This window comes from Phenylobacterium sp. (assembly GCF_020253645.1).
Classification (GTDB): Bacteria; Pseudomonadota; Alphaproteobacteria; order Caulobacterales; family Caulobacteraceae; genus Phenylobacterium.
On the sequence record NZ_JADCBG010000150.1, the window covers coordinates 1 to 15714 of the forward strand.

The 15714-nt window shown below is 68.3% G+C and carries 15 protein-coding genes and 1 tRNA gene; 9 read left to right on the forward strand and 7 right to left on the reverse strand.

Annotated elements, in window-relative coordinates; all coding sequences use genetic code 11:
- The 3 genes from INE98_RS10400 to INE98_RS10410 all read right to left on the reverse strand — a co-directional run.
- Nucleotides 1-488, reverse strand: a 488-nt coding sequence (locus INE98_RS10400) for a trans-aconitate 2-methyltransferase (RefSeq protein WP_293538752.1), incomplete at its 3' end; no start/stop codon positions are given.
- A 51-nt stretch (nt 489-539) separates the two neighbouring features.
- Nucleotides 540-615 (reverse strand) — tRNA-Asn (locus INE98_RS10405).
- A gap of 69 nt (nt 616-684) precedes the next feature.
- On the reverse strand, nt 685-1725 hold the full coding sequence (locus INE98_RS10410) for a hypothetical protein (RefSeq protein WP_293538753.1): 1041 nt from the start codon (nt 1723-1725) through the stop codon (nt 685-687).
- Between the two features lie 194 nt (nt 1726-1919).
- Here INE98_RS10410 and INE98_RS10415 point away from each other — a divergent pair, with 194 nt between their 5' ends.
- Nucleotides 1920-3317 (forward strand): Mur ligase family protein, encoded by a 1398-nt coding sequence (locus INE98_RS10415; protein ID WP_293538754.1) that lies wholly within the window; start codon nt 1920-1922, stop codon nt 3315-3317.
- A gap of 144 nt (nt 3318-3461) precedes the next feature.
- On the opposite strand, the gene INE98_RS10420 is transcribed toward INE98_RS10415, so the two are convergent.
- A complete protein-coding gene (locus INE98_RS10420; RefSeq protein WP_293538755.1) occupies nt 3462-4787 on the reverse strand; it encodes an acyl-CoA dehydrogenase family protein in 1326 nt (441 codons plus the stop codon).
- 118 nt (nt 4788-4905) lie between these two features.
- On the opposite strand from INE98_RS10420, the gene INE98_RS10425 reads away from it, so the two are divergent.
- The 3 genes from INE98_RS10425 to INE98_RS10435 are packed head-to-tail and all read left to right on the forward strand — an operon-like array spanning nt 4906 to nt 7087.
- Entirely contained in the window at nt 4906-5892 is a 987-nt protein-coding gene (locus INE98_RS10425) for a phosphotransferase family protein (RefSeq protein ID WP_293538756.1), read from the forward strand.
- Nucleotides 5889-6248, forward strand: coding sequence for a DUF6285 domain-containing protein (locus tag INE98_RS10430; RefSeq protein WP_293538757.1), 360 nt, complete (start codon nt 5889-5891; stop codon nt 6246-6248). The genes INE98_RS10425 and INE98_RS10430 overlap by 4 nt, the downstream gene beginning before the upstream one ends.
- A gap of 23 nt (nt 6249-6271) precedes the next feature.
- Nucleotides 6272-7087: an enoyl-CoA hydratase-related protein gene (locus INE98_RS10435; RefSeq protein ID WP_293538758.1), complete on the forward strand. Its 816-nt coding sequence runs from the start codon at nt 6272-6274 to the stop codon at nt 7085-7087.
- 194 nt (nt 7088-7281) lie between these two features.
- Here INE98_RS10435 and INE98_RS10440 read toward each other — a convergent pair whose 3' ends face one another.
- Nucleotides 7282-8769: a glycosyltransferase family 39 protein gene (locus INE98_RS10440; protein ID WP_293538759.1), complete on the reverse strand. Its 1488-nt coding sequence runs from the start codon at nt 8767-8769 to the stop codon at nt 7282-7284.
- Nucleotides 8770-8776: 7 nt separating this feature from the next.
- A complete protein-coding gene (locus INE98_RS10445; RefSeq protein ID WP_293538760.1) occupies nt 8777-9892 on the reverse strand; it encodes a glycosyltransferase family 2 protein in 1116 nt (371 codons plus the stop codon).
- 94 nt (nt 9893-9986) lie between these two features.
- On the opposite strand from INE98_RS10445, the gene INE98_RS10450 reads away from it, so the two are divergent.
- Genes INE98_RS10450 through INE98_RS10470 form a run of 5 tightly spaced genes read left to right on the forward strand, consistent with a single transcriptional unit; the run spans nt 9987 to nt 13392 of the window.
- The gene (locus INE98_RS10450; protein ID WP_293538761.1) at nt 9987-10484 is read left to right on the forward strand and encodes a DUF3617 family protein; all 498 of its coding nucleotides are present in this window, start codon (nt 9987-9989) and stop codon (nt 10482-10484) included.
- A 53-nt stretch (nt 10485-10537) separates the two neighbouring features.
- Nucleotides 10538-10999 carry a RidA family protein gene (locus INE98_RS10455; protein ID WP_293538762.1) on the forward strand — a complete coding sequence of 154 codons (462 nt, stop codon included), beginning with the start codon at nt 10538-10540 and terminating at the stop codon, nt 10997-10999.
- A complete protein-coding gene (locus INE98_RS10460; protein WP_293538763.1) occupies nt 10996-11745 on the forward strand; it encodes a glycerophosphodiester phosphodiesterase in 750 nt (249 codons plus the stop codon). The genes INE98_RS10455 and INE98_RS10460 overlap by 4 nt, the downstream gene beginning before the upstream one ends.
- Nucleotides 11742-12911 carry a GNAT family N-acetyltransferase gene (locus INE98_RS10465; protein ID WP_293538764.1) on the forward strand — a complete coding sequence of 390 codons (1170 nt, stop codon included), beginning with the start codon at nt 11742-11744 and terminating at the stop codon, nt 12909-12911. The genes INE98_RS10460 and INE98_RS10465 overlap by 4 nt, the downstream gene beginning before the upstream one ends.
- 43 nt (nt 12912-12954) lie before the next feature.
- The gene (locus INE98_RS10470) at nt 12955-13392 is read left to right on the forward strand and encodes an HIT family protein (RefSeq protein ID WP_293538765.1); all 438 of its coding nucleotides are present in this window, start codon (nt 12955-12957) and stop codon (nt 13390-13392) included.
- Between the two features lie 253 nt (nt 13393-13645).
- Here the strand turns inward: INE98_RS10470 and clpA are convergent.
- The coding region (gene clpA / locus INE98_RS10475) for an ATP-dependent Clp protease ATP-binding subunit ClpA (protein ID WP_293538766.1) at nt 13646-15714 on the reverse strand (2069 nt) is incomplete at its 5' end.

Below are 15714 nucleotides of genomic sequence, written 5' to 3' on the forward strand. Positions count from 1 at the left end.
CGGGCGGACCTTCCATCCGGCGTCTCGCCGCCAAACAGATAGGACTCGCCGGGTTCGAAGGTCTCGAGGAACTCGTCGGGAATGAAGAGGGCCAGCCCGCCGGGGGAGAGGTGGCGTCGGGCGGTGGCGAAGGCGGCCCTCAGGTCGGCCTCCGAGGTCATGTAGGCGATGGCGTCGTGGGCCAGGACGATGTCGAAGCGCCGGTCGAGGTCCAGGGTCCGCATGTCGCCCTGGATGTGAAGGCACTCGGGGTTCAGGCGCTGGGAGACCTCCAGCATGGCGGGGCTGAGGTCGGTCAGGGTGCAGTCGAGGTCCAACTTCATGTGGAAGGCCACATGTCCGCCGCCGCTGCCCAGCTCCAGCAGGGTCCGCGCCTCGGGCCGGCGGGCCTTCAGGACACGACGGATCTCGGCGCACTCTCCGGTGTAGTCGGAGAGGGGGGAGATCACGGTCCACCAGTCCGCGATCTGGTCGTAGAAGACCTCCATGGCGCCTCTCTGACGCAGTCGCCCTCTAGAGCGGGACGGTATGGAAGAGGATGGCTCCCCGAGCAGGACTCGAACCTGCGACAAGTCGGTTAACAGCCGACTGCTCTACCAGCTGAGCTATCGGGGATCACCTGGAAGGACCGGGGCTATAGACCGCGCCGCCCACCCGCGCAAGCGGGTCCGTCGCCCTGGCGCCTCAGTAGCCGGCGGCCTTGCCATTGGGCTGGCCGTCGATGATCTGGTCGAGGTACTCCGAAAGGCCGTAACCCACCAGGTCGCCGCAGCGGTACTCGGTCATGCCCTCGGTGATCCGGGTCTGCAGTTCGACCCCATCGGGCGTTGTGCGCCGGTTGCGGAGGGGGATCAGCGACATGACCCGGCCGGTCACGGAATAGGTCTTCCCGCCCTCGGTCTTCACCTCGGCGCGAAGCTGGGTCTGGTAGCCGTGCTCGTCCCAGTCGCTCTCGATCCGGCATTCCTTGATGAGGTCGTAGATCCCGTCGCGGAAGACCATGCCGCCCTGCCGGGCGCCGCCCTTTCCGTCGCCGATGACCGACAGCATCATCCCGAAGTCACGGCCGAAGTTCATCGGGCACCAGCGGTACCAGTCGATGGCCTGCCAGTGGCGGGGTCCCCAGGACTTGTCTCTCAGGCCATGGCCGTTGATCTCGAAGACCTCGTCGCCCACGGTGAACCGGCCGCTGGCGGCGCAGTGCTGCTCGTAATGGGCCTTGGCGAAGGACTTCTCGGGGTCGATCTCGATCGGGGTCCCGTCCTCGCGCACGGTCTCGCCGCCGTACATGGGCGAGACGCCCTCGTAGTCCAGCTCCACCGTGCAGGGAACCGACGGGTTCTCGCGGAAGGCGCGCTTTGGGTCGGCCATCTCGTGGGGGCGCGCAAGGAGCAGGGCCTTGCCGGAGTAGGTCACGCGGAGGCGCTTGAAGGGCTCGACCACCTCGACCTTCAGGCCGCCGGCGTTCATCTCGGTGTTTCCCTCGATGGTCGGCCGGCCGAACATGAAGGCCACCCGGCCGTCCGGCAGGTAGAGGCAGACCGTCATCTCGGCATAGTGCTCGTTGGGCCGGTTGCCGATCCGGAACCAGCCCCCGGCCTTCCGGGCCGGGTCGAACACGTTGAAGTACATGCTTTCGTTGTAGTTCTTGAAGGTCCCCGGATCGTGCGGGAACTCGTCCTGCGGCTCCAGGCGGGTCTTGAAGCCGGCTGCGGCCCTGGCCATGCGCTGTCCTCCCTCAATCCTTGGGAGGCACTACACCACCTGCGAACGGACTCTCCAAGGCCCGAAAAAAGGACGCCCGACCGAAGCCGGGCGCAAGGTGATGGTGGTGATGGGATGTCTTCGAAGAAGACGAGGGCAGGCTGGCTCGGTATGGTTAATCATCACTTAACGCCGGCGGCTGCAGGGAAGGCGGCATGAAAATCCATTTCACCGGAATCGCCGGCGCCGGCATGGCGGCTGTCGCCCAGATGATGCAGGACGCCGGCCACGCGGTCTCGGGCTCCGACCAGGACGTCTTCCCTCCCATGTCCACCTTCGTCGAGGGGCTGGGCCTGCCGGTCGCATGGCGGCTGGACGCCGCCAACCTGCCCGCGGACCTGGACGTCCTCGTCCAGGGGGCCAGCGCCAAGCTGGGGGGAGACGACAATGTCGAGGCCGCCGAGGCGCGGCGTCGCGGTGTGAGGGTCACCACCTTCCCCGCACTGGTGGGCGACCTTTCCCGGGACCGGGTCAACACCGTGGTGGCGGGCTCTTTCGGCAAGTCCACCTGCGCGGCCCTGGCCGCCCATGTCCTGAGGTCCTGCGGGGTCGACGCCGGGTGGCTGGTGGGCGCCATCTCGCCTTCCCTGCCGGCGACCGGGCGCTGGGGCCTATCGCCGGAGATGATCCTGGAGGGCGACGAGTACATCGTCGGGCCGAACGACCGCCGGTCCAAGTTCGACCTCTACCATCCGGACAGGCTGCTGCTGACCTCCCTGATCCACGACCACGTCAACGTCTTCCCGACCTTCGCCGAGTACGAGGCGCCCTTCCGGCGGCTCCTCCGCAGCCTGCCGTCAGAGGGGCTCGCCGTGCTGCGCGACCACCCCGCCGTGCGCGAGGTCGCCGGCGAGACCCGGGCCCGGATCGTCTGGTACGGCGGCGGGGAGGGCGGCTGGCGGGCCCAGGACGAGGTGTTCGGGGACATCTCGCGCTTTGACCTCGTTGCGCCGGACGGCGCCCGCACGCCCATGACCACCGGACTTCTCGGCGCCCACAACATCGAGAACATCGTCGGGGTCTCGGCCCTGCTGCTCGAGGCGGGGCTGGTGGACCGCGAGGGGTTGGTCCGCGCGGTCTCGACCTTCGAGGGCATCCGGCGCCGGCTGGACCGGCTGACCCGCACCTCCCGCATCCCGGTGGTCGAGGGCTTCGGCTCCTCCTGGGAGAAGGCGCGCTCGGCCATCGAGGCGATGCGGCTGCACTTCCCGGACCGGCGGCTCATCGTGGTCTTCGAGCCGCACACCTTTTCCTGGCGGTCCCGGGACGCCCTGTCCTGGTACGACACGGTCTTCGAGGGGGCCGACAGTGTGCTGATCCTGCCCCCGCCGGGGCACGGCGCGGAGAGCCATCACCAATCGACCCTGGCCGAGATCGTGGATCGGACCCGGGCGGCAAGCGTGGACGCCCGCCCCGTGATGGACGCCGCCGAAGCCCTGGAGGCCCTTTCCACCCTGTCCGGCGACGAGGTGGTCCTGCTCCTGTCCTCCGGTCCCCTGGCCGGCCTGCCCGACGGCCTGCCGCCATTGTTCGAGAGGCTGTACGGGGCCTGATCCTGGCGGCCGTTGACCCCCTCACCCCGCTTCGCGGGGAGCTCCCCCTGATGGGGAGCAATGAACGCATTGTAACTCCTCCACCTTCCAGGGGGAGGTGGACCGCGCAGCGGGCCGGAGGGGGTCTGTTGAGCCGCCGCCTGGCTACCTCTGGTTGCGGTAGTCGACGTCGTCCCAGGTCAGGTCGGCGAACTCCTTCCGGCGCGGGCCCATGTAGCCGAACAGGAAGGCCGCCACCTTGCGCATCTGGATCTCCTCAGAGCCCTCGGTGATCCGGTAGCGGCGGTGGTGGCGGTAGATATGCTCGAAGGGCTTGTGGCGCGAATAGCCGATGCCGCCGTGCACCTGCATGGCCCGGTCGGCGGCCTCGCAGACCAGGCGGTTGCCCCAGTAGTTGCACATGGAGACCTTGTCGGAGAGCTCGCGCTCCACGGCCTTGTGCTCCATCTGGTCCATCTGCCAGGCGGTCTTGCGGATCAGCAGGCGCAGCATTTCGGCCTGGGTGGCCAGCTCGACCAGGGGCCACTGGATGGCCTGGTTGTCGGCCAGGGGCTTGCCGAAGGGCTTGCGCATCCGGGCGTACTTGACGCTCTCCTCGATGCAGTAGACCGCCGCGCCGAGCGAGGACGCCGCCTGCCGGATACGATTCTGGTGCACGAAGCTCTGGCCGAGGCCCAGGCCGCGGTCGATCACGCCCCAGTAGCTGTCTTCGGGGATCCAGACATTGGTGAAGCTGACCCGCGGGTGGTCGGTGGGCATGTTGAAGGTCCAGAGGTACTCCTCGACCTTCACCCCGGGCGCGTCCGCCGGCACGATGAAGCAGGTGATGCCGGTGGCGTCGCCGTCATTGCCGCTGGTGCGGGCGAAGACCATGCAGTGCGTGGCCACGTGCATGCCGGTGGACCACATCTTCTCGCCGTTGATCAGCCAGCCGGGCTTGCCGTCTTTTTCGTGGGGGACGGCGCGGGTCTCCATGTGTGTCGCGTCCGAGCCGTGCAGGGGCTCGGTCAGGCCGAAGATGGTGCGCATCTTCCCGTTCAGCAGGAGGTCGGCGTACTTGTCGTACTGGGCGTTGGTGGCGAACTCCTTGAACATCAGGATGAAGGGGTTGTTCCCGACGATCGAGTGCTCGTTCTGCAGGTCGTTGTGCAGGCCCAGGCCCTTGGCCGCCAGGTGCTCGCGGATCACCGCCATGGCGAGGTTCGACCCGCCCTTGCCGCCCATTTCCGTCGGCCAGGCGAAGCGCAGGTGGCCAGCCTCGTCGGCCAGCCGGCGCGCCTGGCCCAGCAGGTCCTCCCACTCGTGCCGCGGCAGGCCGCCGCGGTCCCAGTCGGTCCGCGCCCACTCCCGGCGGTGGTCGAAGAACCGGATGTTGTCGTCCTTGCGCTCGAGCGGCTTGATCACGCGCTCGATGAACTCATCGAGTTCCGCAAGATAAGCAACGAGTTCAGGGGGAAGGTTGAAGTCCATGACGTTTCCCTTGGGTCAGCCGGTCTTGCGCCGTTTCCATTGATGTTCACGATTTACAAGCCCACCCTCGGGCGGGCAGATCGTCAAGTCCGCAACTCTGCTGAGGCGCCGCTACGTCATGGAAGTCGATATTCCCGCCGCCCTCAACGCCCTGGCCCCGAAGCTGGGGGGAACCGCCGTCGAGAAGGCCCAGCGCCTTACTGGCGGGGCGAGCATGGAGACCTGGGCCTTCACCATCGTTGGCGGCGGCGAGCCCCGGCCCCTGATCCTTCGCCGGAGAGCGGTTCCCATGGACCCGGAGACCTCCCGCTCGGCCTCCATGGCGGCGGAGGCGGCCCTGATCCGGGCGGCGGAGCACGCCGGCGCCCCTGTCGCGCCCCTGGTCCGGCTCTGCCAGCCTGACGACGGCCTGGGCGAAGGTCACATCACGGGCTTCGTCGCCGGGGAGACCCTCGGTCGAAAGATCGTCGCCGACCCGCGATTCGACCGGGTGCGGCCGCACCTGGCGCGGCAATGCGGCCAGATCCTCGCCCGGATCCACACCATCCCCCTGGACGCCACGCCCCTCACGACCGCCGACGCCCAGGGCGAACTGGACCGCTACGAGGCCATCTACCGGTCCTCCGGCGCCGAGCGGCCGATCCTCGAAATGGCGATCCAGCACATGCGGCGGAACCTGCCCCCGCCCATGCCCAACGTCGTCCTGCATGGCGACTTCCGGAATGGGAACATGATGTTCGATCCGGACCACGGGGTGGTCGCCGTCCTCGACTGGGAGCTGGCCCATGTGGGCGACCCGGCGGAGGACCTGGGCTGGCTTTGCGTCAACTCCTGGCGCTTTGGCCGCGCCGACCGGCCGGTGGGCGGCTTCGGCGAGTACCAGGACCTGCTGGAAGGCTACATCGAGGCCGGGGGTGTCGAGATTCCCCTCTCCCGGGTCCTGTTCTGGCAGGCCCTCGGCTCCCTCAAGTGGGGCATCATGTGCCTGATGATGTATTCCAGCTACGCGACGGGGGCGACAAACTCGGTGGAGCGTCCGATGATCGGCCGTCGGGTCTCCGAGACCGAGATCGACCTGGTGAACCTTCTGGAGGCGGGCCTGTGATCGAGCATCCCCGGGCGGACGAACTCATCGAGGCGGTGGCCGGCTGGGTGGAGTCCATCCGCCCCCAGCTGAACCCCCGCGACGCCTTCCTCTCTCGGGTGGCGGTCAACGCCCTCAACGCCGTCAAGCGCGAGCTGGTCCAGGGACCGGTCGCTGAGGCCGCTGCGACTGCGCGTCTCTCGCCCCTGCTGGGCATAGAGGGCGACCTGAAGACCTTGAACGCCGAGCTCTGCGCGCGCCTGCGCACCGGCGAGATGGACGTCTCCACCCCCGGCCTCCTCGCCGCCCTCAAGGCCGGCATCGAAGACCAGATCGCCATCGACCAGCCGTCCTACGTGTCGGTGAAGGTCCGCTGAAACCAGAACATCAGGAGGAAACCATGGCCATGACCCAGGACCGGACCGACGAGGTCCTCTACGAGGTGTCCGAAGGTATCGCGACGCTCACCCTCAACCGCCCCGAGCGGCTGAACACCATTTCCGGCCCCATGCTGAACCAGCTGACGGCACTGCTGGTCCAGGCGAACGAAGACCCGGAGGTCCGGGTGGTCATCCTGACCGGGACGGGCAAGGCCTTCTGCGCCGGCCTCGACCTGGTGGGCGCCACGTCGGGCTCGGGGATCGGCTCGGACCCGTCCAGCCAGAACGTCTCGGTCAACCTGGACCTGCGCAACACCCCGCCCACCGTCCTGTTCGCCATGGACAAGCCGACCATCTGCGCCCTGAACGGCTCGGCCGCCGGTTACGGCATGGACACCGCCATGGGCTGCGACATCCGCATCATGGCCCGCAGCGCCAAGATGGCCGCCGCCTTCGTCCGCCGGGGCATCGTGCCGGAGTCCGGCGGCACCTGGATCCTGCCGCGCCTGCTGGGCTGGGCGAAGGCCGCCGAGTTGATCTTCACCGGCCGCACCCTCACGGCGGACGAGTCCCTCGAGCTTGGCCTCACCAACGCCGTCGTGGCCGACGACGAGCTGCAGTCCGCCGCCCGCGCCATGGCCCGCGAGATCGCCGACAATGCGCCCCTGGCGGTGCAGTCCGCCAAGCGCCTGATGCGCATGGGCCTGAACGAGACGTTCAATGACCATGTGCACCACGTCTACCTGCAGTTCCTGCAGCTGATGCGCACCCGCGACTTCCGCGAGGGCATGGTCTCCTTCCTCGAGAAGCGCCCGGCGGACTTCACCGGTCGCTAGGCACACCCCCTCCGGCCCGCTGCGCGGTCCACCTCCCCCTCAAGAGGTGGAGGAATGACAATGGCTTAATTGCTCCCCCTCCCAGGGGGAGCTCCCCGCGAAGCGGGGTGAGGGGGCGCTGCGGGGCTTCAGCTGCCTCCGCCGGTCCGTGTTGCGGGCCAGTCGCCCCTTGGGGGAGGAGTTGGGGCCGCCGCCTAGCGCCGCCGGTTCTTCCCCAGCTCGTCTGGGCATCCGCTGGCGAGCAGGCCTTCGACCGGACCCTCGACGCGGAAGACGGGATAGCGGTCGACCCGGCTGGTGGGGACGCCGCGCACGAGTTCGCCCACCGGCGTCACCGTGCGGAAGCAGGCCTGAAGGTCCGCCAGCGACAGGCGCCGGCTCTTGTCGAGGACGAGGCCGGGCCGGTCGACCGGCGCGGGCGCCGCATCCGGCCACCGCTCCCGCTCGATCAGGTGGACGAGGGGCGCCCCGATCCGGCCTGTCGCGGCCAGCTGGGACAGGGCTCCGTAGTGCGCCACCCCCACCCACTCCGCGCCGGCCCGGACGCGGGCGGCCTCGACCTCTCCGGCGAATTGCGGCCAGCCGCGGATGGGAAGGAGGGGGTCGGTGCGGCCGTTGAGCGGCGGACCCTGCAGCCCCCCCCAGGCCAGGGTCCCGGCCATGGCGACGGCGCCCAGGGCGAGGCCGGCCCCGAACACCCTGGGCCGCCAGCCCCCGGGGCGGGCCTGAAGCGCCGCTGCGGCGGCCAGGGCGAAGGCGCCGAAGACGGTGGCCGGCCAGTGCGCCTGCACCCGGTCATGCAGGCTGTGCAGGGACAGGTAGAGGCAGAAGGGCAGGGCGGCCAGGAGGGGCAGGGAGAGGTCCATGCCCCCCACCCGGCCGCGGTTGCGCGCCGCCGCCCAGACCCCGGCGCCCGCCAGGATCGCGATGAGGGGATTCAGGAGGACGAACTGTGTGCTGAGGAACTCACCCAGGTAGGCGGGCCTGAACTGCGAGGGCTCGACCCGTCCGAACTGTTTCTCGAAGGTCAGCCAGCCGTTCGCGGCGTTCCAGGCGAGGTTGGTGGCGAAGATCGCCCCTGCCGGGGCGATGGCCATCCAGGGCCATGGCGTGAGCAGCCTGCGCCGCCCCTCGGCGGAGCTCGCCAGCCACAGGACGATCCCGGGCGCGAGGAAGAGGGCGGAGTACTTGGAGATGCAGGCCAGTCCCGCCAGGGTCCCGGCCAGCAGCCACAGGCGCGGGCTTCCCCCGGCGAAGATCCGACCCACCACCGCCAGGGTGGCGGCCCAGAAGAAGATGGCCGGGGCGTCCGGGGTGGCGATCAGGCCGCCAGCCCCGATGGTCAGCATGGCGTTGTAGGCGAGGGCTGCGACGAGCGCCGTGCGTGCGCTCCCGCCGAGCCGGCGGGCGAGATCCGCGGTCAGCCAGGTCGTCGCCGCCGCGCCGAGAACGGGCAGAAGGCGTACGCCCAGGGACGTATCTCCCGCCAGGAGAGTCCCCAGCCGGATCCACCAGGCGATCATCGGCGGGTGATCGTAGTACCCGAAGTGCAGGTGCTGCGACCAAAGCCGGTAATAGGCCTCGTCCTCTGTCAGGGGGATGGCCGCCGCCGCCCAGAGCCGCGCCGCCGTGAGGGCAAGGATGAGCAGCCAGAGGCCGCGGACGGCGTCCAGCCTCATCATCGGGCCCTCACCAGACGGCCTTCGAGGTCGTGACATAGTTCCAGGCTGCGGCGACGACGGCGCCGGCGAGGCCCGCCACCCACCAGGAGGGTCCGCGCTCATAGACGACCGTCGCCACCGCGACATTGGCCGCCAGGGGCACGCTGCAGAGAACGCAGAACTTGATGTAGCCCGAGATCAGCTTCAGCCCCTTCAGCCGGCGGTCCCGGTAGGTGACGGCGTTGTTGATCAGGTAGTTGGAGGTCATGGCGCCAAGAGCCGCCAGGGTCTGGGCCCATGAGAAGCCCAGGTGCAGGAGGCTCCGCAGAATGGCCAGATGTACGACCACCCCACTGGCTCCCACCATGGCGAACATCAGGAACCGGGGCGAAATGACATCGCGGCTGAGCTTGGCCACGAGCAGCCCCAGGTACTGGACGACGACGCCGTTATCGAGCTTGGAGTCCCCCGCCTCCCTCGCGCGGAAGGTATAGGGCAGTTCGACAATGCGCATCGGCCGCCCCTGGGAGGCGATGATGTCGAACAGCACCTTGAAGCCTGAGGTCGAAAGCCGCGGGGCCACCGCCTCCACCCGGGACCGGCGGACCATGAAGAAGCCGCTCATCGGATCGGTGAGGTCCGCCTTCAGCACCTGTCGGCCCAGCCAGTTGGCGAGCCGGCTGCCCGCCTCCCGGCGGACGCCGAGGGCCGAAGCATCGGCGTCGGGGCCTCCGCAGTAGCGGCTTCCCACAGCAAGGTCCGCGCCGTCCTCGCGCAGCGCCCGGAGCATCTCGGGCAGAAGCCGTTCATCATGCTGGAGATCGCCGTCCATCACCGCCACGAAGGGCGCCGCGCTCGCCATGATCCCCTCGATCACCGCCCCGGCGAGTCCCCTGCGACCGACCCGGTGCAGGCACTGGACACGACCATCCCGCGCGGCGATGGCCTTGACCTCTGACGCCGTTCCGTCCGGGGAGTCGTCATCGACGAATATGATCTGCCAGCGCCGGTCGCCCAGGGCCGTTTCGACCAGGCTGATCAGCTTGCGGACGTTCGCCCGCTCGTTGAAGGTCGGGACGACGACCGTCAGTTCCAGCTCTGGGGCGGCGGATGCGTCTGGCGCGGACGGGTCGGAATCAGGCAATCGACACCCCATGTCTCCGCGTGATGTACAGGTGGCGACCTCCCAAGGCCAGTGAGGCGGCCCGGGACGTTGCGGCAGGAAGGAACGAAGCGCGATGTTGCGATTGGGAATGGCGCTGGCGTCCGGGGTTGCGGTCCTTGCGATCGCAGGCCCGACACAGGCTGACAGCGTAGGTCGCCCGCGGCCCGGCTACTGGGAGCTGACCAACGTCTTCACGGTCGTGATCACCCAGAAGAAGGTGGAGAGGCGCTGTCTGGTCGCCTCCGAGATCCACAGGTTCATGACCTCGCCGTCGAACCGCCACTATGCGTGCACCTATCCCTCCCGCGCCGTCGGGGACGGGAAGATCCTTCTCAAGGGCAGTTGCGCCACCAAGGAAGGGCAGGTTGCAGACGTCACGGCGAACGGAGGTTACACGCCGGAGACCTTCCGCCTGAAGCTGTCCCTCTCGACCCGGATCGCCGGTATCCCGCTTGCGGGGACGGCCACCACCACCGCCCGCCGGCTGGGAGACGTCTGCCCGGCGGACGCCGCCCGGTCGGATGAGGCCAAGCGGGTCCTCGGAGGCGGGGACACGCCGCCTCAAACTTGAAAGTGACCAGGTTCGCCCTGTCCGGCGGCCTTCTCAGGGGATAGTCTCGATCCATGTCTGAAGTCGAAGCCCGCCTTGCCGCCGCCGGCCTTGTCCTGCCAGTCCCGGTGGCGCCGGTCGCCAACTACGTCCCCTTTGTCCGGAGCGGGGCCCTGGTCCACATTTCCGGTCAGGTCTCCCTCGACGCCACCGGCGGGGTGAGGGGCGTAGTGGGCGTCGATATCGACCTTGAGACTGCCCAGTCAGCCGCCCGCCTCTGCGGGATCAACCTCATCGCCCAGATGAAGGCCGTCTGCGAGGGCGACCTCGACCGGGTGGTCCGGGTGGTCAAGCTGGGCGGGTTCGTCCAGGCCGGCCCTGACTTCTTCGACATCCCGAAGGTGGTGAACGGCGCCTCCGACCTGATGGTCCTCGCCTTCGGGGATGCAGGGCGGCACGCGCGCTCGGCGGTCGGCGTCTATCGGCTGCCCCTGAACTTCGCGGTGGAGGTCGACGCGGTGGTGGAGGTCCGATGACCGCACAGTTCGGAGAGGCCTGGGACCTCCTCTTCAGTCCCGCCATCGCCCACCGAGGGCTCTGGAGCCCTGACGGCCCGCCCGAAAACTCGCTCGGGGCCTTTCAGGCCGCCTGCCAGGCCGGCTACAGCATCGAGCTGGACGTCCACATCACCGCGGACGGCGAGGCGGTTGTCTTCCACGACAACACCCTGAAGCGGATGACGGGCCGTGAGGGCAGGGTCAGGGACCACACCGCCGCCGATCTCTCCGAGATGTCCCTGAAGGGCACGGAAGAGACCATCCCGACCTTGCTCGAGGCCCTGGCCCTGATTGGTCATCGGGCCATGGTTCACGTCGAACTCAAGACCCCCTTCGGCGAAGTCGGCCCCCTCGAGCAGAGGGTCCACGAGATCCTCATGGATCACGCCGGCCCGACCTGTGTGATCGGCTTCAATCCCTACAGCCACGCCTGGTACGCAGACCGCTTCCCGGGCGTGCTGCGTGGCCTGGACAGCTATCGCTGGAATGATGAGTCCACCCACATCTCCCCCGAGCAGCGCAAGGCCTTTGCACGGCTGGAGCATGTCGCCATCGCCCGGCCGCACTTCCTGGCCATGAGCCTGGATACCGTCCACCTTCCCGAGGCGGCGGCGCACCGAAGGGCGGGAATGCCCGTCATCGCCTGGACGGCCCGTACGCCCGAGCAGGCTGACGCGGCCCGCCCCCACTGCGACAACATCATCTTCGAGGGCTTCCGGGCGTGAAGCTTAAGCCTGCGGTGCGCGTCAGCCGCCGCATCGCCGAGATCGGCAAGGCGGACTGGGACGCCTGTGCGTTTCGCGAGGATTCGGCATTTAACCCCTTTATCTGTTTCGATTTTCTAGACTGTGCTGAAGAGGCTGGTTGCGCTGTAGAGTCCCAGGGCTGGGGGCCGCAGCATCTGGCCGTCGAGGACGAGGGCGGGCGGGTCGCCGCTGTCATGCCGCTGTACCTGAAGGGGCACAGCCAGGGCGAGTACATCTTCGATCATGCCTGGGCCGACGCCTATGAGCGCGCCGGGGGGCGCTACTATCCCAAGCTGCTCAGCGCCGCGCCCTTTACTCCGGCCACCGGCCCGCGCCTGCTGGTGCGCCCGGACATCGACCCCGACGAGGGCCGGAAGGCCCTGCTGGGCGGCGCCCTGACCGTCTGCGAGCGTTACGGCGCCTCGGGCGTCCACGTGAACTTCCCCACCCGGGAGGAATGGACCTGGCTGGGCGAGGCCGGAATGGCCCTGCGCGAGGGACAGCAGTATCACTGGCTCAACCGGGGCTATGCGACCTTCGACGACTTCCTCGCCGACCTGTCCTCGGGGCGGCGGAAGACCATCCGCCGTGAGCGACGTGACGCCGTGCAGGGCCTGGAAATCCACTGCCTGACCGGCGCGGACCTGACCGAGGCGCACTGGGACGCCTTCTACAGGTTCTATGTCGACACCGGGTCGCGAAAGTGGGGCCGGCCCTATCTGAACCGGCTGTTCTTCTCCTTGCTGGGGGAGCGCATGGCCGACCGGGTCCTGCTGGTCATGGCCCGTCGGAACGGGCGCTGGATTGCAGGCGCCCTCAACCTGATCGGCGGCGACTGCCTGTTCGGCCGCAACTGGGGCTGCATAGAGGACGTGCCCTTCCTGCACTTCGAACTCTGCTATTACCAGGCCATCGAGTGGGCCATCGGCCGGGGGCTCGCCCGCGTGGAAGCTGGCGCACAGGGCCAGCACAAGATCGCCCGGGGCTACCTGCCGGCGCCCGTCTACTCCGCCCACTTCATCGCCGACCCGGCCCTGCGCGGACCGGTGGAGGATTATCTGAGGCGAGAAATGCAGGCCGTGGAACAAGAGATGGAATGGCTGTCCGAGGCCTACTCTCCCTTCCGTCAGTCGGGAGACGCCTGAGACCGGGCGTGTTATCCAGCGGCGGCAAGACAGGGAGACCGCCATGAGCCTCGACGGCGCCTATGATCCGGGCAACATCTTCGCGAAAATCCTCAGGGGCGAAGCGCCCTGCGCCCGCGTCTTCGAGGACGAGCACGCCTTCGCCTTCATGGATGTCTTCCCGCAGAGCCGCGGGCACACCCTGGTCATTCCCAAGCACTCCGACGCCCGCAACCTCCTGGAGGAGGATCCCGCCCGCCTCGCGCCCCTGATCCTGGCGGTGCAGCGGGTCGCCAGGGCCGTGCGCGCGGCCCTGTCCCCGGACGGCCTGGTCGTCACTCAGTTCAACGGCGCGCCGGCCGGGCAGACGGTCTACCACCTGCACTTCCATATCATCCCCCGCTGGGAGGGGATCGCCCTGGGGCGGCACGCCGCCGGTGGCATGGCCGACCCGGACGAGCTCGCTGAGCTCGCCCGCCAGATCGCCGCGAAGATCAGCTGACCCGCTCCTTGTGGGGGGGCGGAATCCGAGGGGAGGAATTACAGAGTTAATTGCTCCCCATCAGGGGGAGCTCCCGGCGAAGCCGGGTGAGGGGGTCAACGTCGGCTCAGCAGACCCCCTCCGTCCCGGGGCTGCGCCCCGGTCCACCTCCCCCTCGGGGGAGGAATTACAGAGCCATTGCTCAGCCACAGGAGAGCTCCGGGGGGACGCCAAGTCAGGAGTTGAAGGCCCTCCGCGCCGGCAACCCGCCCGATCAGTCCGCCAGCTCTGGCGCCGGTGAATGGCCCTTTCGGGGCGACTCGATCACGGGAGCGCCGCTCTCGCGTTTGTCGCCTTCGATGTCGAAGGCCATCTTGCCGTCGGACAGGATCACCTTGACGTGTCCGCCACGGGTCAGGCGCCCGAAGAGGATCTCGTCGGCGAGGGGCTTCTTGATGTGCTCCTGGATCACGCGGCCCAGGGGGCGGGCCCCGTAAAGCTCGTCGAAGCCGTTCTTGGCCAGCCAGTCCGCCGCCTCGTCGGTGATCTCGATCGTCACGTTCCGGTCGGCCAGCTGGCCCTCCAGCTGCAGGACGAACTTGATCACCACCTGGCGGATGATCTCCGGCGTCAGCGGACGGAAGGGAACGATCGCGTCCAGCCGGTTCCGGAATTCGGGCGTGAACAGGCGCTTGAGCGCTTCCTCGACCTCGCCTTCCTGCTTGCCCCGGCCAAAGCCGATGGCGTTGCGCTGGGCGTCGGAGGCGCCGGCGTTGGTGGTCATGATCAGGACCACGTTGCGGAAGTCGACCTTCTTGCCGTTGGCGTCGGTCAGGACGCCATGGTCCATGACCTGGAGCAGGATATTGAAGACGTCCGGGTGCGCCTTCTCGATCTCGTCCAGCAGGACCACGCAGTGCGGATGCTGGTCGACGGCGTCGGTCAGGAGGCCGCCCTGGTCAAACCCGACATAGCCGGGAGGCGCCCCGATCAGCCGGCTGACCGTGTGGCGCTCCATGTACTCGCTCATGTCGAAACGCAGGAGCTCGATCCCCAGGGTCGAGGACAGCTGGCGGGCGGTTTCGGTCTTGCCCGTGCCGGTGGGGCCCGAGAACAGGTAGCAGCCGATCGGCTTGGCCGGATCGCGCAGTCCCGCACGCGCCATCTTCATGGCGGCCGACAGCTGCTCGATGGCCTCGTCCTGGCCGTAGACGGTCCGCTTCAGGTCGGTTTCCAGCTGCAGAAGGGCCTCGGTATCGGACTTGGAAACAGACTTGGGGGGTATGCGGGCGATCTTGGCCACCACGGCCTCGACCTCCTTCACCCCGATGACCTTCTTCCGCCGGCTTTCGGGCAGAAGCATCTGGCTCGCGCCGGCCTCATCGATGATGTCGATGGCCTTGTCCGGCAGCTTGCGGTCCGAGATGTACCGGGCGGAAAGCTCCACAGCCGACTTCAGGGCGTCATTGGTGTAGCGGAGCTTGTGGAACTCCTCGTAGTAGGTCTTCAGCCCCTTCAGGATCTTGATCGAGTCCTCGATGGTCGGCTCGTTCACATCGATCTTCTGGAAGCGCCGGACCAGGGCCCGGTCCTTCTCGAAATGCTGGCGGAATTCCTTGTAGGTGGTCGAGCCCATGCAGCGCAGGGAGCCCGAGGCCAGGGCGGGCTTCAGCAGGTTCGAGGCGTCCATCGCCCCGCCCGAGGTGGCGCCGGCGCCGATCACCGTGTGGATCTCGTCGATGAACAGGATGGCGTCGGGGTGGTTTTCCAGTTCCTTGACCACCTGCTTGACCCGCTCCTCGAAGTCGCCGCGATAGCGGGTGCCCGCCAGCAGGGCGCCCATGTCGAGGGAGAAGATGGTCGAGCCGGCCAGGACCTCCGGCACCTGCTTGTTGATGATCTTGCGGGCCAGGCCCTCGGCGATGGCGGTTTTCCCGACGCCCGGATCGCCCACCAGCAGGGGGTTGTTCTTGGTCCGGCGGCACAGGATCTGGATGCAGCGCTCCACCTCGGCGGAGCGGCCGATGAGGGGGTCGACCTTGCCCTGCTTGGCCTTCTCGTTGAGGTTCACGCAGTAGGCGTCGAGGGCCTCGCCGCCGGTCTTGACCGCCGCCTTTTCCTCGTCCTCAGAGCCCTTGACCGGCTTGGCCTCGCTGGTGCCGGCCTTCTTGGCGATGCCGTGGGCGATGTAGTTGACCGCGTCATAGCGGGTCATTTCCTGCTCCTGCAGGAAGTAGGCGGCGTGGCTCTCGCGCTCGGAGAAGATGGCCACCAGCACATTGGCGCCGGTCACCTCCTCGCGGCCTGAGGACTGGACGTGGATCACCGCGCGCTGGATCACCC